Genomic DNA, 20,927 nt, shown 5'->3' with positions numbered 1-20,927 from the left:
AGGTCGTCAAGGTCGCGGAGGCCATCTCAGGACAGTCCGAGTTCGTCGTCGAGCAGGTCGAAGAGTTCGTCGGCCGTGACGGCCTGGAGGTCGCGCTCTTCCGCGGCGTTGTCCTGTGCACTGTGCGTGTCGTTCCACTTCGCCAGTAGGTCGCGCAGCCGGGCGGTGATGCCCGCGCGCTCGGAGTCGTCGGGGGCGACCGCCGAGAGGATCGTTTCGAGCTTGTCGAGTTCCGTGTGGACGGACGGGCGGCCGGTGCCGCCCGCGGCGCCGGTGCCGAGCCGCTCCCCCACGTACGCGGCGAGCGCGGACGGTGACGGGTAGTCGAAGATCAGCGTGACGGGCAGCCGCAGTCCGGTGGCGGCGGTGAGCCGGTTGCGCAGGTCGACGGCGGTCAGCGAGTCGAAGCCCAGGTCGAGGAAGCCGCGGCCGGCGTCGACGTCGTCGGCGGTGCCGTGGCCCAGTACGGCGGCCACCTGGGAGCGGACCAGTTCGTTCAGCGTCCGGTCGCGGTCGGCGGCCGTCAGCCCGGTGAGCCGTTCCTGGAGGGAGCCCGCCGGTTCGGCGGCGCGGGAGGCGGCCCGGCCCGCGGTGGGGGCGGCCCGGCGGGCGGGGGTGCGGACCAGTGCGCGCAGCAGCGGCGGCAGGGTGCCGTCGGCGGCCTGGGCGCGCAGCGCGGCCGGTTCGAGCCGCATGGGCACGAGGACGGCGTCCGCCAGGGTGCGGGAGGTGTCGAACAGGGCCAGCCCCTCGGCGGGGGCGAGCGCGGCGACTCCGGCGCGGGCCATCCGGGTCAGGTCGGCCTCGTCGAGGGCGCCCGCCATGCCGTCCGCGGTCGCCCACAGGCCCCAGGCCAGGGAGCCGGCCGCCAGGCCGCGGGCCGCGCGGTGCTGGGCGAGGGCGTCCAGGAAGGCGTTCGCGGCGGCGTAGTTGGCCTGGCCGGCGGCGCCGAAGCAGCCCGCGACCGAGGAGAAGAGCACGAACGCGGAGAGCCGGTGGCCCTCGGTCAGTTCGTGCAGGTTCCAGGCCGCGTCCACCTTGGGCCGCAGGACGGTGTCGAGCCGTTCGGGCGTGAGGGAGTCGATGATGCCGTCGTCGAGGACGCCGGCCGCGTGGACGACCGCGGTCAGCGGCCGGTCGGCGGGGATGGCGGCCAGGACGGCGGCCAGCGCCTCCCGGTCGGCGGCGTCGCAGGCCGCCCAGGTGACGTCGGCGCCCCGTGCGGTCAGCTCCCGCGTCAGGCCGGCCGCGCCCGGTGCCGCGTCGCCCCTGCGGCTGAGCAGCAGCAGGTTCCGTACGCCGTGGGCTTCGGCGAGGTGGCGGGCGAAGAGCGCGCCGAGGGTGCCGCTCGCGCCGGTGACGAGGACCGTGCCCGAGGGGTCGAGCGCCGGGTGGGTGCCGGGGCCGGTCTCGGTGCGGGCGATGCGGCGCAGGCGGAAGGCGTACGCGTCACCCGCCCGCAGGGCCAGCTGCGGTTCGTCGCCCGCCAGGGCGGCGGGCAGGACGCCGAGGGAGGCGTCGGAGCCGTCGGTGTCGGCGAGGACGAACCGGCCGGGGTTCTCCGACTGCGCGGAGCGCACCAGGCCCCACACCGGGGCGTGGGCCAGGTCGGTGACGGGCTCGCCCGGGACGGCGGCGACGCTGCCCCGGGTGAGGACGACCAGCCGGGAGGCGTCGAGGCGCTCCTCGGCCAGCCACTCCTTGACCAGGGCGAGGGCGTGGTGGGCGGCGGTGCGGGCGGCCGTCGCCCGGCCGCCGGTGCGGGCCGTGCCGGACAGCGGGACGATCACCACGTCCGGCGCCGGGGCGCCGGCGGCGAGTGCCTCGCGCAGCGCGGTGAGGTCGGCGTGGACCTCCAGCGGGGCTCCGGCCACGCGGAAGTCCGCCTGGTCCGCCCCGAGGACGGCCCAGCGCTCGTCGGCGGGGACCGGCCCGGCGGCCAGGGGCAGCTTCGCCCAGTCCACTCCGAACAGGGACTCGTGGTGCGCGCCGCGGTCGGTGCCGAGCTGTGCGGCGGACACCGGGCGCAGGACGAGGGAGTCCACCGAGGCGACCGGGGCGCCGGTGGCGTCGGCGACGTCCAGGGCCACGCCGCCGGAGGGGCCGGCGGTGACGCGGACCCGCAGTTCGGCGGCGCCGGCCGCGTGGAGGCGTACGCCGGTCCAGGCGAAGGGCAGCCGTACGCCGTCCGCCGCGTCGGCGCCGTCGGGCGCTGCGAGGCCGATGGCCTGGAGGGCGGCGTCGAGGAGCGCCGGGTGGACCCCGTAGGCGGCGGCGTCGGGCTCGTAGGCCGCGTCGAGGGCGACCTCGGCGAAGAGTTCGCCGTCGCGCCGCCAGGCGGCGCGCAGGCCCTGGAAGAGGGGCCCGTACGCGAGGCCGGCGGCGGCCGCGGCCGGATAGAAGCCGTCGAGGGGTACCGGTTCGGCGTCGGCCGGCGGCCACGCGGTCAGGTCGAAGGCGCGGGCCGGGCCGGCCGGGGCGAGTACGCCCGTGGCGTGCCGGGTCCACGGCTCTTCGGCGGGGGCGTCGGCCGGGCGGGCGTGCAGGGTCAGGGAGCGCCGGCCCGCCTCGTCGGCGGCGTCGACGGCCAGCTGGATCTGGACGGCGCCCTGTTCGGGGAGGGCGAGCGGAGCCTCGATGGCCAGTTCTTCGACGGTGTCGCAGCCGGCTTCCGCGCCGGCCCGCAGGGCGAGTTCGACGAAGGCGGTCCCGGGCAGCAGGACGGTGTCCATGACGGTGTGGTCGGCCAGCCAGGGGTGGGAGGAGAGGGCGAGGCGTCCGGTGAGGACCAGGCCGTCCGAGCCGGGCAGGGCCACGGTGGCGCCGAACAGCGGGTGGTCGGCGGACTCCAGGCCGGCCGCCAGCACGTCCTCGACGGAGAGGCCGACGTCGAGCCAGTACCGCTTGCGCTGGAAGGCGTACGTGGGCAGGTCGACGCGCCGGGCACCGGTGCCGGAGAAGTACGCCGTCCAGTCGACGCCGATGCCGTGGACGTGGGCCCGGGCGAGGGCGGCGGTGAGCGTCTCGGGCTCGGGGCGGCCGGTGCGCAGGACGGGCAGGCAGAGCGCCGGCTCACCGGCGTCGGCGCCTTCGGGCAGGCAGTCCTGGACCAGTGCGGACAGGGTGGAGTCGGGGCCGAGTTCGACGTAGGCCGTCACCCCGGCGGCGTGCAGGGCGCGGACGCCGTCGTGGAAGCGGACGGCTTCGCGGACGTGGCGGACCCAGAAGTCGGCGGAGGCCATCTCGTCGGTGACGAGCGCGCCGGTGAGGCAGGAGACGACCGGGATGCGGGGGTTCTCGTAGACCAGGCCCTCGGCGACCTTGCGGAAGTCGGCCAGCATGCCGTCCATGTCCGGGGAGTGGAAGGCGTGGCTGACGGCCAGCCGCTTGGTCTTGGCGCCGCGCTCCTCGAAGTGCGCGGCGATCGCGGCGGCCGCGTCCGCGTCCCCGGCGATCACGACCGACCGGGGGCCGTTGACGGCGGCGACGCTCACCCGCTCGGTCAGCAGCGGGAGGACCTCGTCCTCCGTGGCCTGGACGGCGATCATCACCCCGCCGGTGGGCAGCGCCTGCATCAGCCGGCCGCGGGCGGCCACGAGTTCGGCGGCGTCCTGGAGGGTGAGGACGCCCGCGACGTGCGCGGCGGTGATCTCGCCGATGGAGTGTCCGGCCAGGACGTCGGGCCGCAGCCCCTGGTCCGTGAGCAGCCGGAACAGCGCCACCTCGATCGCGAAGAGCGCGGGCTGGGTGTACTCGGTACGGTCCAGCGCCTCGGCGTCGGTTCCGAACAGGACGTCCTTCAGAGGCCGTTCCAGGTGCCGGTCCAGTTCGGCGCAGACCTCGTCCAGGGCGCCCGCGAAGACGGGGTGGGCGTCGTACAGTGCGCGTCCCATGCCCAGGCGCTGGCTGCCCTGGCCGGTGAACAGGAACGCCACCTGGTGTTCGCGGGCGGTCCCGCGCACCACGGCGGCCGAGTCCTCGCCGCGGGCCAGTGCGTCCAGGGCGGCCAGCAGTTCCGCACGGTCCCCGGTCACCAGCGCGGCGCGCTGCTCCAGGGCCGAGCGGCTGGTGGCCAGCGACAGGGCGAGATCGGCGGTGCGCAGCGCGGTGTCGGCGTGGACGCGGGTGTGGAGCAGGCGGGCCTGGGCGCGCAGCGCGTCCTCGCCGCGGGCCGACAGGACCACGGGCGGGTACGGGGCCTCGCCCGGCTCCACCTGCGGCAGGGGCTCGGGGTCGGCGGGCTGGGGGGCCTGCTCGATGACGGCGTGCGCGTTCGTCCCGCTGATGCCGAAGGAGGAGACGCCGGCGCGGCGCGGACGGCCCGTCTCGGGCCACTCCACCTGTTCGGTGAGCAGGGACACGGCGCCCGCCGACCAGTCGACGTGCGGGGTGGGCTCGTCCACGTGCAGGGTCTTGGGCACGATGCCGTGGCGCATCGCCATGACCATCTTGATGATGCCCGCCACGCCGGCGGCGGCCTGGGTGTGGCCGAGGTTGGACTTCACCGAGCCGAGCAGCAGCGGCCGGTCGCCGCTGTGGTCGCGGCCGTAGGTGGCGAGCAGGGCCTGGGCCTCGATGGGGTCGCCGAGGGTGGTGCCGGTGCCGTGCGCCTCGACCACGTCGACGTCCGCGCCGGTGAGGCGGGCGTTGGCGAGGGCCTGGCGGATGACGCGCTGCTGGGAGGGGCCGTTGGGGGCGGTGAGGCCGTTGGAGGCGCCGTCCTGGTTGACGGCGGAGCCGCGGACGACCGCGAGGACCTGGTGGCCGTTGCGGCGGGCGTCGGAGAGCCGCTCCAGCAGCAGCATGCCCGCACCCTCGCCCCAGCCGGTGCCGTCGGCGGCGGCGGCGAAGGACTTGCAGCGGCCGTCGGCGGCGAGCCCGCGCTGGCGGCTGAACTCGATGAACGTGCCGGGCGTGAACATCACGGTGACACCGCCCGCGAGGGCGAGGGAGCACTCGCCGTTGCGCAGGGCCTGCGCGGCCAGGTGCAGGGCGACCAGCGAGGAGGAGCAGGCCGTGTCGACGGTGACCGCCGGGCCCTCCAGCCCGAAGGTGTAGGCGACGCGGCCGGAGACGATGCTGCTGGAGCTGCCCGTGCCGAGGTAGCCCTCGACGCCTTCGGGCACGGCGTGCAGGCGCGCCCCGTAGTCGTGGTACATGACGCCCGCGAAGACGCCCGTACGGGTGCCGCGCACCGAGGACGGGGCGATCCCGGCCCGCTCGAAGACCTCCCAGGTGGTTTCCAGCAGCAGGCGCTGCTGCGGGTCCATGGCGAGGGCCTCGCGCGGCGAGATGCCGAAGAAGGAGGCGTCGAAGTCGGCGGCGTCGTGCAGGAAGCCGCCCTCGCGGGCGTAGGAGGTGCCCGGGTGTTCCGGGTCGGGGTGGTAGAGGGCGTCGGTGTCCCAGCCGCGGTTCTCGGGGAGGCGGGTGATGCCGTCCTCGCCGGCGGTGAGGAGCTGCCACAGGTCCTCGGGGGTGCGGACGTCGCCGGGGTAGCGGCAGCTCATCGCGACGATGGCGATGGGCTCGTCGTCGGCGGCGGCCGTCGTGGGCGCGCTCGCCCCGGCGGCGGCGGCCGCTTCCGCGTCCGGGTCGGTGTCGCCGAACAGTTCGGTGCGCAGGTGACGGGCGAGGACGGTGGGGTCCGGGTAGTCGAAGATCAGGGTGGCGGGCAGGCGCAGGGCGGTGGCGGCGTTCAGCCGGTTGCGCAGTTCGATCGCGGTGAGCGAGTCGAAGCCCAGCTCCTTGAAGGCCCGCCCGGATTCGACGGCGGTGGGACCGGCGTGGCCGAGTACGGCGGCGACCTGCGTACGGACCAGGTCCAGCAGGGCGCGTTCCTGTTCGGCCGCGGACAGCCCGGCCAGCCGGGCCCGGGGTCCCGACCCGTCGCCGGCCGCGGCCGCCGCCGCTTCGGCGGAGCGGCGGGTGACGCCGCGTACGAGCCCGCGCAGCAGCGGGGCGATGGTGCCCGCGGCGGCCTGGGGGCGCAGGGCGTCGGTGTCCACGCGCATCAGGGCCACGGCCGCGTCGTCGAGGGAGACGGCGGTGTCGAAGAGTTCCAGGCCGTCGGCGGCCGTCAGCGGGGGCAGCCCGGCCCGGCGCATGCGGTTGACGTCGGCCGCGTCGAGGGCGCCGGCCATGCCCTCGGCGACGGACCACAGGCCCCAGGCGAGCGCGGAGGCCGGCAGGCCCTGGGCGCGCCGGTGCTGGGCGAGGGCGTCCAGGAAGGTGTTGGCGGCGGCGTAGTTGGCCTGGCCGGGGCCGCCGAAGAGACCGGAGGTGGAGGAGAAGAGCACGAAGGCGGCCAGGTCCGGAGCCAGTTCGCGGGTCAGCTCGTGCAGGTTCCACGCCGCGTCCACCTTGGGGCGCAGGACCGCCGACAACCGGTCGGGGGTCAGCGAGGACAGGACGCCGTCGTCGAGGACGCCGGCGGTGTGGACGACCGCCGTCAGCGGGTGCTCGGCGGGGATCCGCCCGAGCAGTGCGGCGAGGGCGTCCCGGTCGGCCACGTCACAGGCCGCCCAGGTGGCGGTGGCCCCCGACGCCGCGAGTTCGGCGATCAGTTCGGCCGTGCCGGGCGCGTCGGCGCCGCGCCGGCCGACCAGGAGCAGCCGGCGCACGCCGTGGGCGGTGGCCAGGTGACGGGCGATCAGACCGCCGAGGGCGCCGGTGGCGCCGGTGATCAGTACGGTGCCGTGGGGTCCGAACGCCGGGGCGCGGCCATTGCCGTCCCGGGGCGCGTCGTCGTCCTGGGCGTCCTGGTCGCGGCCGGTTTCGACGCGGGCCAGGCGCGGGACGAGGACGGCGCCGTCGCGCAGGGCGAAGCGTTCCTCCTCGGAGGTGAGCGCGGCGCGCAGGACGGCGGCGTCACCGCTGCCGGGCCCAACATCGACGAGGGCGAACCGGCCGGGGTTCTCCGTCTGCGCGGACCCCAGCAGGCCCCACACGGTGGCCGCGGCGAGGTCGCTCACGTCCTCGTCGGGGGTCGCGGGCACCGCGCCTCGGGTGACGAACACCAGCCGGGCGGTGGCGAACCGCTCGTCGGCGAGCCACGCCCGGGCCAGGGCGAGCGCGTCGTGCGCGGCCTGGTGCACGGTGGCGGCGGACAGCGGGGCGGACGTCGGGGCGAGGTGGACGAACACCTCGTCCGGTACGGGGGCCCCCGCGTCGACGGCGGCGGCCAGTGCCGCCAGGTCGGCGTAGCGGTCGGCGTCCGCCGCGCCCAGGGCCGCGTCCTCGGCCGCCGCGCCGCCGAGGAGGGCGTAGCGCGTGGCGTCCGGGGCGGTGAGGGTCAGCCCGGTGAGCTCGGTCCACTGCCGGCGGAAGACGGACTCGTGGTGGGTGGCACGGGCGGCGCGCAGCTGGTCGGCGCTCACCGGGCGCAGGCCCAGCGACGCGACGACCGCGACGGGGGCGCCGCCGGCGTCGGCGATCTCCAGCCGGACCCCTTCGGCGCCGGCCGGGGTGAGGCGGACGCGCAGCGCGCTCGCACCGCCCGCGTACAGCGACACGCCGCTCCAGGCGAAGGGCAGCCGGCCGCGGCCGTCGTCGGCGCCGATGCCGCCGAGTCCGATGGCGTGCAGGGCCGCGTCGAGGAGCGCGGGGTGCAGGCCGAAGCGGCCTGCCTGGTCTTCGGTGCCCTCGGGCAGGCTGACCTCGGCGTACACCGCGTCGCCCTGCTGCCAGGCCGCGCGCAGGCCGCGGAAGGTGGGGCCGTAGGCGAAGCCGATGGCGTCGAGTGCCTCGTAGCGGCCGTCGAGCGGCACCTCGGCCGCGCCGGCCGGGGGCCAGGCGGTCAGGTCGAAGCCGGCGGCGGTACGGCCGGCTTCGGCGAGGACGCCGGCGGCGTGCCGGGTCCAGGGCTCCTCGGCGGGGACGCCCTCGGCCCGGGAGTGCAGGGCGAAGGGACGGCGGCCCGCCTCGTCGGCGGCGCCGGCCCAGACGCGCAGCTGGACGCCGCCGTGCTCGGGCAGGACCAGGGGGGCTTCGAGGGTGAGCTCTTCGAGGTGGTCGCAGCCCAGCTGGTCGCCGGCGCGGGTGGCGAGTTCCACGAAGGCCGTGCCGGGCAGCAGGACGCTGCCGAGGATGGCGTGGTCGGCGAGCCAGGGGTGGGTGGACAGGGCCAGGCGGCCGGAGAACACCATGCCGTCCGACTCGGGCAGGGCGACACCGGCGCTGAGCAGCGGGTGGGCCGTGTCGTCGAGGCCGATCGCGGTGACGTCGCCGAGGTGGAGGCCGGAGACGGCGGGCCAGTAGCGCTGCCGCTGGAAGGGGTAGGTGGGCAGGTCGACGCGGCGGGCGCCGGTGCCGGAGAAGTACGCCGCCCAGTCGACGGCGACGCCGTGCACGTGGGCCCGGGCGAGGGCGGTGGTGACGGTCCCGGCTTCGGGGCGGCCGCCGCGCAGCACGGGGACGAAGACGGCTTCTTCCGTCACGCAGTCCTGGGCGAGGGCGCTGAGCACGCCGTCCGGGCCCAGTTCGAGGTACGCCGTCACCCCGGCGGCTTCCAGGGCGCGGACGCCGTCGAGGAAGCGGACGCTCTCGCGGACGTGCCGGACCCAGAACTCGGGCGTCGACATCTCGTCGGTGACGAGGGCGCCGGTCAGGTTCGAGACGACCGGGATGCGGGGCGGGGCGAAGGTGAGCCCCGCGACCACCTGGCGGAAGGCGTCGAGCATGCCCTCCATGTGGGGCGAGTGGAAGGCGTGGCTGACGGTGAGGTGCTTGGTCTTGCGGTCCGGGAACGCCACCGTGATCGCGGCCGCCGCGTCGGCGTCACCGGCGATCACGACCGACCGGGGGCCGTTGACGGCGGCGATGCTCACCCGCTCGGTGAGCAGCGGCAGCACCTCGTCCTGCGAAGCCTGGACCGCGATCATCACCCCGCCGGCCGGAAGCGCCTGCATCAACCGGCCCCGGGCCGCAACCAGGGCGCACGCGTCGTCCAGGTCCAGGACCCCGGCGACGTGCGCGGCGGCGATCTCGCCGATCGAGTGCCCGGACAGGAAGTCGGGCCGCACGCCCCACGCTTCGAGCAGCCGGAACAGGGCGACCTCGACCGCGAACAGCGCCGGCTGGGTGTACCGGGTCTCGTCCAGCAGTGCGGCGTCAGTGCCGAAAAGGACGTCCTTCAGCGGCAGTTCGAGGAGCGCGTCCATACGGGCGCAGACGGCGTCCAGCGCGTCCGCGAAGGCCGGGTACGCCGCGTACAGCTCGCGGCCCGTACCGAGGCGCTGGCTGCCCTGCCCGGTGAACAGGAAGGCGGTCTTCCCGCCGGCCGGAGAGCCCTCCAGGAGACCGGCGCCCGGCCGGCCCTCGGCCAGCTCCGCCAGTCCGGCGAGCAGACCCGTACGGTCGGCGGCCACCACGGCGGCGCGGTGCTCGAAGGCGGAGCGGCCGAGGGCCAGGGACAGCGCCAGGTCGGCGGGGTGGGCGCCGGGGTGCCGTTCGGCGTGGGCGAGGAGCCCGCGCGCCTGCTCGCGCAGGGCGGCCTCGGTCCTGGCGGAGAGGATCCACGGCAGCGGCGCGTTGTCCCGTACGCCGCTCGCCGCGGAGGGCTCGGGCGGCTCGGTCTGCGCGGGCGACTCCGTCTGCGGGGCCTGTTCGATGATGGTGTGGGCGTTGGTGCCGCTGATGCCGAACGAGGACACGCCGGCCCGGCGCGGGCGCCCGGTCTCGGGCCACGGCACCGGCTCGGTCAGCAGGGCCACGTCTCCGGCCGTCCAGTCGACGTGCGGGGACGGTTCGTCCACGTGGAGGGTGCGCGGCAGCACTCCGTGCCGCATGGCCAGCACCATCTTCATGACACCGGCGACGCCGGCGGCGGCCTGGGTGTGGCCGAAGTTCGACTTGATCGAGCCGAGCAGCAGGGGCTGCCCGTCGGCGCGCCCCCGGCCGTACGTGGCCAGCAGCGCCTGCGCCTCGATGGGGTCGCCGAGCCGGGTGCCCGTACCGTGCGCCTCGACCGCGTCGACCTCGGCGGCGGACAGGCCGGCGCTGGCGAGCGCCTGGCGGATGACCCGCTGCTGGGAGGGGCCGTTGGGAGCCGTCAGACCGTTGCTGGCACCGTCCTGGTTCACGGCCGAGCCGCGGACCAGGGCGAGGACCGGGTGCCCGTTGCGGCGGGCGTCGGAGAGCCGCTCGACGAGCAGCATGCCGAGGCCCTCGCCCCAGCCGGTGCCGTCCGCGCCGGCCGCGAAGGCCTTGATGCGGCCGTCGGCGGCCAGGCCGCGCTGGCGGCTGAAGTCGATGAAGGAGGCGGGCGTGGACATCACGGTCACGCCGCCCGCGAGGGCCATGGTGCACTCTCCGGCCCGCAGCGCCTGGATCGCCCAGTGCAGGGCGACCAGGGAGGACGAGCACGCCGTGTCGACGGTGACGGCGGGGCCCTCCAGGCCGAGGACGTAGCTGACGCGGCCGGAGACGACGCTCGCCGCGTTGCCGGTGCCGAGGAAGCCCTCGCTGCCGTCGGGGGCGGCGAGGATGACGTCGAGGTAGTCCTGCCCGTTCGTGCCGGTGAAGACGCCGATCCGCTCACCGCGCACGGTGGCGGGGTCGATGCCGGCCCGCTCGAAGGCCTCCCACGAGGTCTCCAGCAGCAGCCGCTGCTGCGGGTCCATGGCGAGGGCCTCGCGCGGCGAGATGCCGAAGAAGGCGGGGTCGAAGGCGGTGGCGTCGGCGAGGAAGCCGCCCTCGCGGACGTAGGTGGTGTTCTCGGTGACGGACTCCGGGTCGTACAGGCCGTCCAGGTCCCAGCCGCGGTCGGCGGGGAAGCCGCCGATGGCGTCCCGGCCGTCGGCGAGCAGCTCCCACAGCTCTTCGGGGGTGCGCACCCCGCCCGGGAAACGGCAGCTCATCGCGACGATGGCGATGGGATCGTCGGCGGCGCCGGCCAAGAGCGCCGAACCGGTGGCGGCGGCCGGATCCGCCGGGGCGGCGCCGAGCAGCTCGTCCTGGAGGAAGGCCGCCAGGGACAGGGAGTTGGGGTAGTCGAAGATCAGGGTGGCGGGCAGGCGCAGACCGGTCCGGGAGGCGAGGAGGTTACGGATCTCCACGGCGGTCAGGGAGTCGAAGCCGAGGTCGCGGAAGGCGATGGCCGGGTCGACGGCGGCGGCCCCCGGGTAGCCGAGGACGGCGGCTATCTGCGTACGGACGAAGTCGAGCGCGAGGGCGTCGCGTTCGGCCGCCGGTGCCTCGGCGAGCTCCGTCGCGAAACTGTCCGCGGGCCCCTGACCAGCGGGGTCGGACGCACCGGACGCGGTGAGGGCGTACGCGGCGTCGGGCAGGTCGGCGATCAGCGGGCAGGGGCGCACGGCGGTGAGGCCGGGCGCCAGGCGCTCCCAGTCGATGTCGGCGACGACGGAGGCGGTCTCGTCCAGGGTGAGCGCCGTGTGCATCGCCGCGAGGGCCAGCTCGGGGGCGAGGGCGGGAAGTCCGGCGGCGCGCAGCCGTTCGGCGACGAGTCCGTCGGCGGCCATGCCGCCCTCGGCCCAGGCGCCCCAGGAGATCACGGTGGCGGGCAGGCCGTCGGCGCGGCGCTGCTCGGCCAGCGCGTCAAGGAAGGCGTTGGCGGCGGCGTAGTTGGCCTGTCCCGCGGCGCCGAAGGCGGCGGCGAGGGAGGAGAAGAGGACGAACGCGGAGAGGTCCAGGTCGCGGGTCAGCTCGTGCAGGACCTGCGCGGCGTGGGCCTTGGGGCGCAGGACGCCCGCCATGCGCCCGGATGTCTGGGCGTCCAGGACGCCGTCGTCCAGCACGCCGGCGGCATGGACGACGGTGGTCAGCGGGAGTTCGGCCGGGACGGCGGCGAGGAGTGCGGCCACCGCGTCGCGGTCGGCCACGTCACAGGCGGCGAAGGTGACGCGGGCGCCCAGCGCGCGCAGCTCGGCGGCGAGCGCGTCGGCGCCCTCGGCGGCGGACCCGCTGCGGCTCACCAGCAGCAGGTGCGCGGCGCCGGTCCGGGCGAGCCAGCGGGCCACGTGCCGGCCGAGCGCGCCGGTCGCCCCGGTGACGAGGGCGGTGCCGGAGGCGGTCCACTCCTCGGCGGGGATCTGCTCCTCGGGGGCGCGGGTCAGCCTGCGGACGAAGATCCCGGTGGAACGTACGGCGAGGTGGTCCTCGGTGCCGAGGCCGCCGAGGACGTCCGCGAGCCGGCCGGCCGCCCGTTCGTCGGGGGTGGCGGGCAGGTCCACGAGGCCGCCCCAGCGGCCCGGCAGTTCGAGGGCGGCGCTGCGGCCGAGACCCCAGACGGGCGCCTGCGCGAGTGCGGTGAGCCGGTCGGAGCGGCCGGTGGACACCGCGCCCTGGGTGGCGGCCCAGAGCGGGGCGTCGACGGCCGCGTCACCCAGCGCCTGGATGAGGGCGAGGGTGGCGGCGAGGCCGGCGGGCAGTGCCGGGTCCTCGGGGTGCGGCCGCTCGTCGAGGGCGAGCAGCGAGAGCACCCCGGCGGGTGCCTCCGCGCCCGCGAGGGCTTCGGTGATGCGGGCGGTGAGGGTGGCGCGGCCGTCGGCCGTCGCGTCGGCCGTCAGGGTGGCGACGGTGACCCCGCGCGCGGTCAGGGCCCGCGCGGCGGCGAGGGCCCAGGGGGCGTCCTCGTACCCGGCGGGCACGACGAGGAGCCAGTGCCCGGCGACCGGGCCGGGCTCGGCAGCGGTGAGCGGCTTCCAGGTGATGCGGTAGCGCCAGCCGCCGACGGTGTCGCGGTCGCGGTGGCGGCGGTGCCAGGCGGAGAGCGCGGGCAGTACGCCGCTGAGCGGCTCGTCGCCGTCGATGCCGAGGGTGTCGGCGAAGGCGGCCAGGTCCTCGCTGTCGACGACCTCCCAGAACGCGGCGTCCATGGTGCCCGGTTCCCGGCCGTCGGCGGGAGCGGTCAGGTCGTTGAAGGGGTCGCGGGGCCAGTACGGCTCGCGCTGGAAGGCGTACGTCGGCAGGTCCACGCGGCGCGCGCCGGTCCCGGCGAACCGGGCGGCCCAGTCCGGGGAGAGGCCGCGTACGTGGGCGCCGGCGACGGCGGCGGCCAGCGAGCGGGCTTCGGGGCGGCCGGTGCGCAGCGCGGGCAGGAACGCGGCGGCGCGGGCACCGGTGGCGCTCTGGCAGTCCTGGCCGAGGCCGGAGAGGACGCCGCCGGGGCCGATCTCCACGTACGCGGTGACGCCGCGGCTCTCCAGCCAGCGGATGCCGTCGAGGAAGCGGACGGCTTCGCGGACGTGGCGGACCCAGAACTCGGGCGCGGTCATCTCGTCCGTCACGAGGGCGCCGGTCAGGTTGGAGACGACCGGGATGCGGGGAGCCGTGTACGTCAGCCCGCGCGCGACCTCGCGGAAGGCGTCGAGCATGCCGTCCATGTGCGGGGAGTGGAAAGCGTGCGAGACGGTGAGGCGCTTTGACTTGCGGTCCGGGAAAGCCGCCACGATGGCGGCCGCCGCGTCCTCGTCACCGGCGATGACCACCGACGACGGCCCGTTCACGGCGGCGATGCTCACGCCGTCGGTGAGCAGCGGCAGGACCTCGTCCTCCGACGCCTGGAGCGCGATCATCACGCCACCGGACGGAAGCTCCTGCATCAGCCGGCCGCGCGCCGCGACCAGCGTGCACGCGTCATCGAGCGAGAACACGCCCGCCACGTGCGCGGCGGCGATCTCACCGATCGAGTGCCCGGAGACGAAGTCCGGCTTCAGACCCCACGACTCGACCAGCCGGTACAGCGCCACCTCGACGGCGAACAGTGCCGGCTGGGCGTACTCCGTACGGTCCAGCAGCGCCGCGTCGGCGCCGAACAGCGCCTCCTTCAGCGGCAGTTCGATACGGGCGCACACCTCGTCCAGCGCGTCCGCGAACACCGGGTAGGTCTCGTACAGTTCGCGCCCCATGCCGAGGCGTTGGCTGCCCTGGCCGGTGAACAGGAACGCCAGCTTGCCTTCCGTGGCCGATCCTTCGACCACATCGGCCGCCGTGCGGCCCTCGGCGAGCGCGGCGAGTCCCGCCAGCAGCTCGTCGCGGCTCTCGGCGACGACCGCCGCGCGGCGGTCGAGGGCGGCCCGGGTGAGGGCCTGCGCGTGCGCGACGTCCAGGACGCGCAGACCGGGGCGGTCCGTGAGGTGGGCGTGCAGCGCGGCGGCCTGAGCGCGCAGCGCGGCCCCGGTCTTGCCGGACAGCACGACCGGCAGCACGGCGGCGGCCCCGGCCGGACCGGCCGCGGCCTCGGCCACCGGCTCCTCGGGAGCCTCTTCGGCGCTCTCCAGGATGACGTGCGCGTTGGTGCCGCTCATGCCGAACGAGGAGACGCCGATCCGGCGGGGCCCCTCGTGCGCCGGCCACGGCCGCGCCTCGGTGAGCAGGGACACCTCGCCCGCCGACCAGTCGACGTGCGGGGTCGGTTCGTCCAGGTGCAGGGTCCGCGCCAGCACGCCGTTGCGCATCGCCATGACGCTCTTGATGACACCGGCGACACCGGCGGCGGCCTGCGCGTGACCGATGTTGGTCTTGAGGGAGCCCAGCCACAGCGGCCGTCCGTCGGGGCGGTCCTGACCGTAGGTGGCGATGATCGCCTGCGCCTCGATCGGGTCGCCGAGGCCGGTTCCGGTGCCGTGCGCCTCGACGGCGTCCACCTGGTCGGGCGTGAGCCGGGCGTTGGACAGCGCCTGGAGGATGACGCGCTGCTGCGAGGGGCCGTTGGGGGCGGTCAGACCGTTGGAGGCGCCGTCCTGGTTCACCGCGGTGCCGCGGACCACGGCGAGGACGGGGTGGCCCTTGCGGCGGGCGTCGGAGAGCCGCTCCACGAGCAGGACGCCGACGCCCTCGGCGAGGCTGAAGCCGTCGGCGTCGGGCGAGAACGCCTTGCAGCGGCCGTCGGTGGCGAGGCCGCGCTGCTTGCTGTAGTCGATGAAGGTGCCCGGCGCGGCCATCAGGGTGGCACCGCCGGCCAGGGCCATCGAGCACTCGCCGTTGCGCAGGGCCTGCACGGCCAGGTGCAGCGCGACGAGGGACGACGAACAGGCGGTGTCGACGGTGAGGGCCGGGCCTTCGAGGCCGAACGTGTACGACAGGCGGCCGGACGCCACGCTCGCCGCGTTTCCGGTCCCGAGGTAGCCCTCGACGTTCTCGGAGGAACTGAGCAGCGCCGTCAGGTAGTCGTGGTTGCTGGTGCCGACGAACACGCCGACCTGCTTGCCCCGTACGGAGGTCGGGTCGATGCCCGCGCGCTCGAAGGCCTCCCACGAGGTTTCCAGCAGGAGCCGCTGCTGCGGGTCCATGGCGAGGGCCTCGCGCGGCGAGATCCCGAAGAGCGAGGGGTCGAACCGCGCGATGTCCCGGACGAAGCCGCCCTGGTCGGCGTAACTGGTGCCGGGGTGCTCGGGATCGGGGTGGTAGACGGTGTCCATGTCCCAGCCGCGCTCGACGGGGAACCCGGTGATGGCGTCGACGCCGTCGGCGACCAGCTGCCACAGCTCCTCCGGGGAGGTGGCGCCTCCCGGGTAGCGGCAGCCCATCCCCACGATGGCCACGGGGTCCTGGTTCTTCGCCTCGACGTCCCGAAGCCGCTGACGCGTCTGGTGCAGGTCCGCCGTCACCAGCTTCAGGTAGTCCCGCAGCGTCTCTTCATTCGCCATTTAACGCAACCACCCATTTGCAGCAGACGGCATCGGAAAACTGTGTACAGACCCGAGAATCGACATCGGAAATGCGAGCGCTCCGCTCTCCGCGAAGCTACTGCTCGATCGCAGGCTATTTCTCGCCCATCTGTCCTACAACCCCTAACTGCCCCCTACGCACCCCTGGGGCAGGGGAATGCGTAGGGGGCAGTGATTCCCCGGTCAATTACCCGGGGAGCTGGATATCTTCACCGATAAATCGGCGGCCCGTCAATAACGCCCGAGGCCTTTGTTGATAAAGGCGAACAGCTCCTCGTCGCTGGCGTCCTGGAGCTGCTCCACCGCGTCGATGCCGGAGTCCGCGCCGTCCGCCGCGTCCCCCGCCGGTCCGGCGGGCGCGGCGCCGTCGGTGCCGGCCGGGCCGGCCGGCCGCGCCGCCGGGTCCTCGCTCTCGTTCCACTTCGCCAGCAGCGACTGGAGCCGCATCGTCACCCGGGCCCGTACGACGTTGTCGCCGGTGCCCTGTTCGAGTACGGATTCCAGCCGGTCGAGCTCCTCCAGCAGCGGCGCCCCGCCCGCCACCGCGTCCGGCACGATCTCGGCGCGCAGGTACGCGGCGACGGCCGCCGGGGTGGGCTGGTCGAAGACCAGGCTGGCCGGCAGCTTGAGCCCGCTCACCGCGCCGAGGCGGTTGCGCAGCTCGACGGAGGTGAGGGAGTCGAAGCCCAGCTCCTTGAAGGCCCGGCCGGCTTCGACGGCCGTGAGGTCGGCGTGCCCGAGGACGGCGGCGACGGCCGTGCGCACCAGGTCCAGCAGCAGCCGTTCCTGCTCGACCTCGGGCAGTCCGGCGAGCTGCCGGGTCAGCGGCACTCCCCCGGTGAGGTCCTCGGCCGACTCCCGTTCGGCGCTCTCGATGACGCGCCGCGCCTCGGGGAGCTCCAGCAGCAGCGGTCGGGCCCGGTCGGCGGTGAAGGCGAGGGTGAACCGCTTCCAGTCCATGTCGACCACGGTGAGGGTGGTCTCGTCCCGGTCCAGGGCGTGCCGCAGGGAGGTCAGGGTCCGCTCGGGCGACATGGCGAGGATGCCGTGACGGCGCATGCGGTCGCCCGCCGCGCTGTCGTCCCCGTCCGCGCTGCCCCAGGGGCCCCAGGCGAGGGAGGTGGCCGGCAGGCCCTCGGCCCGGCGGTATTCGGCGAAGGCGTCGAGGAAGGCGTTGCCCGGTGCCTGGTTGCCCTGGCCGGGGGCGCCGAAGGTCGCGGCGAAGGAGGAGAAGAGGACGAACGCGGACAGGTCGAGGTCGCGCGTCAGCTCGTGCAGGTTCCGCGTCCCGTCCACCTTGACCCGCAGCACCCCGGCCACCTGGTCGGGGGTCAGCGTCTCGATGACCCCGTCGTCCAGGACGGCCGCCGTGTGCACGACGGCCGTGAGCGGCTGGTCGGCGGGGACGGCCGCGATCAGGGCGGCGAGGGCGTCGCGGTCGCTGACGTCACAGGCGGCCAGGGTGACCCGGGCGCCGAGCGCGGTCAGCTCCTCGCGCAGTCCGGCGGCGCCGGGCGCGTCGGCGCCGCGACGGCTGGTCAGGACCAGGTGCTCGGCGCCGTTCTGGGCGAGCCACCGGGCGACGTGTGCGCCGAGGGCGCCCGTACCGCCGGTGACCAGCGTGGTGCCGGCCGGGCGCCAGTCGCGCACGGCCGGGGTGTCGGCCAGCCGCGCCCGCACGAGACGACGTACGAACAGCCCCGACGACCGCACCGCGACCTGATCCTCGGCCCCGTCACCGGCCAGCACCCCGACGAGCCGCTCGAGCGAGCGGGCGTCCGGCTCGGCGGGCAGGTCGACCAGACCACCCCAGCGGCCCCCCTGCTCCATGGAGGCGACGCGGCCGAGGCCCCAGAGGAGCGCCTGCTCCGGGTCCTCGACCCGGTCGGCCCGCCCGGCGGCGACCGCGCCCCGGGTCACGCACCACAGCGGCGCGGCCACGCCCGCGTCGCCGAGGGCCTGGGACAGCGCCAGTCCGGCGGCGAACGCCCCCGCACCACCGAGGGCGAGCAGGGAGAGGACCCCGGCCGGGTCGGTGGCCCCGTCCGTGGCCGCCTCCAGCACGGCGGCGAGCGCGTCACGGTGGGCGGCGTCGGCGGTCACGGTGGCCGTACGGACCTGCGCACCCCGCTCGCCGAGCGCCCGCAGCACGGTGGCGGCCGTATCCGCCGCCGGGCCGGTCAGGGCTTCCGGGACCACGACCAGCCAGGGCCCCGATGCCCGCGCCGGCTCGGCGTCGGCGAGCGGCTTCCAGGTGACCCGGTAGCGCCACCCGTCGACGGTGGACTCCTCACGGCTCTGCCGCCGGTAGGACGACAGGGCGGGCAGCAGCGCCGTCAGCGGCTCGGCGTCCTCCAGGTGCAGTTCAGCGCTCAGCCCGGCCAGGTCCTCGCGCTCCACGGCCTCCCAGAAACGGGCATCGAGCGCACTCCCGGCCGACGGCGCCTCCGGATCGACCGGGGCCGGCTCGGGCCAGTACCGCTGCGACCGGAACGCGTACGTCGGCAGGTCGACGCGCTGGGCGCCGGTCCCGGCGAAGACGGACTCCCAGTCCACCGTCACACCGCGTACGTAGGCCTCGCCCAGGGAGAGCCAGAAACGCTCCAGCCCGCCTTCGCCCCGGCGCAGGGACCCGAGGATGGCGGCCTCACGGCCCGCGTCCTCCACGGTCTCCTGAAGACCGACCGTGAGGACCGGATGCGGGCTGGACTCGATGAACACACCGAAGCCCTGGTCGAGCAGGGTCCGGGTGGCCCGCTCCAGCTCCACGGTCTGACGGAGGTTGCGGAACCAGTAACCGGCATCCAGCTCGGGTCCGTTCACCCACTCGCCGGTGACGGTGGACAGGAAGGGAACCTCCGCGTCGCGCGGCACGATCGGGGCCAGCAGCGCGTCGAGTTCCTCGCGCAGCAGCTCCACCTGTGCGGAGTGCGAGGCGTAGTCCACCGCGATCCGCTTAGCCCGCGTCCCGTCCGCCTCACACGCGGCCATGAACTCGTCCACCGCCTCCGCCGCGCCCGAAATCACCACAGACGACGGGCCGTTCACGGCGGCGACCGAAATCCGCTCCTCACCCCACGGCGCGATCCGCTCCCGCACCTCAGCGGCCGGAAGCGGCACCGACACCATCCCGCCCAGCCCCGCCAGCACCCGGCCAATGGCCTGACTGCGCAACGCCACCACCCGAGCCGCATCCTCCAGCGACAGGATCCCCGCCACACACGCGGCCGCGATCTCGCCCTGCGAGTGACCGATCACCGCACCCGGGCGGACACCCGCCCCACGCCACACCTCGGCCAGCGACACCATCACCGCGAACAGCGCCGGCTGGACCACATCCACCCGGTCGAGGGAAGGCGCGCCGTCGACGCCCCGGAGCACGTCCACCAACGACCAGTCGGTGAACGGCTCCAGCGCCTTCGCGCACTCCTCGATCCGCGTGGCGAAGGCAGCGGACGATTCGAGCAGGCCCGCCGCCATCCCCACCCACTGCGAACCCTGACCCGGGAACACGAACACGGTCTTCCCACCGACCACCGACCCGGACACCACACCAGCCGCCAGACCACCCGAGGCCACCGCAGCCACACCCGCGGCATGGTCACCCAGCACGACCGCCCGGTGATCCAGGGCTGCCCGCGAAGACGCCAACGACCAGCCCACGTCCACCGGATCCAGCTCCGCCAGACCCGGCACACCCGCCAACCGCTCCGCCTGCGCCCGCAGAGCCGCCGCACTCTTACCGGACAGCACCCACGGCACCACCGGCATACCCGAGCGCGCCCCACCCTCCGAGGCCTCGGCCGCCTCCGGCGCCTGCTCCACGATCACGTGCGCGTTCGTCCCGCTGAACCCGAACGACGACACCCCCGCACGACGCGGCCGGTCGGTCTCGGGCCATGTGGTCCGCTCCGTGAGCAGCGCGACCGCGCCCGACTCCCAGTCCACGTGCGGCGACGGCTCGTCCACGTGCAGGGTCTGCGGGAGCACCCCGTGGCGCATCGCCATCACCATCTTGATCACACCCGCCACACCGGCGGCCGCCTGCGTGTGCCCGATGTTCGACTTCACCGACCCCAGGAGCAGCGGCTGCCCCTCCGGCCGGTCCTGCCCGTACGTCGCCAGCAGGGCCTGGGCCTCGATCGGGTCGCCGAGGGAGGTGCCCGTACCGTGGGCCTCGACCACGTCGACCTGGTCGGTCGAGAGCCGGGCGTTGGCGAGGGCCTGGCGGATGACGCGCTGCTGGGACGGGCCGTTCGGGGCCGTCAGACCGTTGCTCGCGCCGTCCTGGTTGATCGCCGAGCCGCGGACGACGGCCAGTACGGGGCGCCCGTGCTTCCGCGCGTCGGAGAGCCGCTCCAGGAGCAGGACGCCGACGCCCTCCGCCGGGCCGAAGCCGTCGGCGCCGGCCGCGAAGGCCTTGCAGCGGCCGTCGGTGGACAGGCCGCGCTGCTTGCTGAACTCCACGAAGAGGCCGGGCGTGGACATCACGTGGACGCCGCCGGCCACGGCCAGCGCGCACTCTCCCGCCCGCAGCGCCTGGACGGCGAGGTGCAGGGCGACGAGCGACGCCGAGCAGGCCGTGTCCACGGTGACGGCGGGGCCTTCGAGGCCGAAGGTGTACGAGAGGCGCCCGGACAGCACGCTGGAGGCGTTGCCGGTGCCGAGGTGGCCGGCGTAATCCTCGGCCGCTTCGAGCAGCGGGGTGAGGTAGTCGGAGCCGTTCATGCCGACGAAGACCCCGCACTGGCTGCCGCGCAGGGCGTGCGGGTCGATGCCGGCCCGCTCGAACGCCTCCCACGAGGTCTCCAGCAGCAGCCGCTGCTGCGGGTCCATCGCCATGGCCTCGCGCGGGGAGATCCCGAAGAAGTCGGCGTCGAACGCGGCGGCGCCGGTGAGGAAGCCGCCCTCGCGGGTGGTCGAGGTGCCCTGGTCGTCGGGATCGTCCGAGAAGAGGTGGTCCAGGTCCCAGCCCCGGTCCGCGGGGAATTCGGTGAGGGCGTCGCCGCCGGCGGCCAGCAGGTCCCAGAGTTCTTCGGGCGTGCGCACGCCTCCGGGGAACCGGCAGCTCATGGCCGTGATGGCGATGGGCTCGTGGGCCTGGCTCTCGATGTCCCGCAGACGTCCGTACGCCTCGTCGAGATCCGTCGTGACCTTCTTGAGGTATTCGCGGAGTTTTGCTTCGTTCGCCACTGGCGCTTCACCTGTTCGCGTGATCGAGACCGTGGTGGGGACGGGCTCAAGGGAATTCATGGGAGTTCAGGGGAATCCGAGGATAGGGAGGAATTCCGCGCACCCCCG

2 protein-coding genes are annotated in these 20,927 nt (G+C 75.2%); both read right to left on the bottom strand.

Features of this window, described 5'->3' with window-relative positions; all coding sequences use genetic code 11:
• Nucleotides 1-26: 26 nt before the first annotated feature.
• A complete protein-coding gene (locus ACZ6ZT_RS22610; protein ID WP_469721582.1) occupies nucleotides 27-15,566 on the bottom strand; it encodes a type I polyketide synthase in 15,540 nt (5,179 codons plus the stop codon).
• A gap of 291 nt (nucleotides 15,567-15,857) precedes the next feature.
• On the bottom strand, nucleotides 15,858-20,879 hold the full coding sequence (locus tag ACZ6ZT_RS22605; RefSeq protein ID WP_469721570.1) for a type I polyketide synthase: 5,022 nt from the start codon (nucleotides 20,877-20,879) through the stop codon (nucleotides 15,858-15,860).
• Between the last annotated feature and the right edge of the window lie 48 nt (nucleotides 20,880-20,927).

The sequence above is a fragment of the Streptomyces sp. NPDC102258 genome (genome assembly GCF_055584685.1).
This window is presented reverse-complemented; position numbering and strand designations above follow the sequence as displayed.

Coding starts and splice junctions, on each gene's coding strand:
- ACZ6ZT_RS22605 (WP_469721570.1), bottom strand. CDS start 20,879: ATGAATTCCCTTGAGCCCGTCCCCACCACGGTCTCGATCACGCGAACA.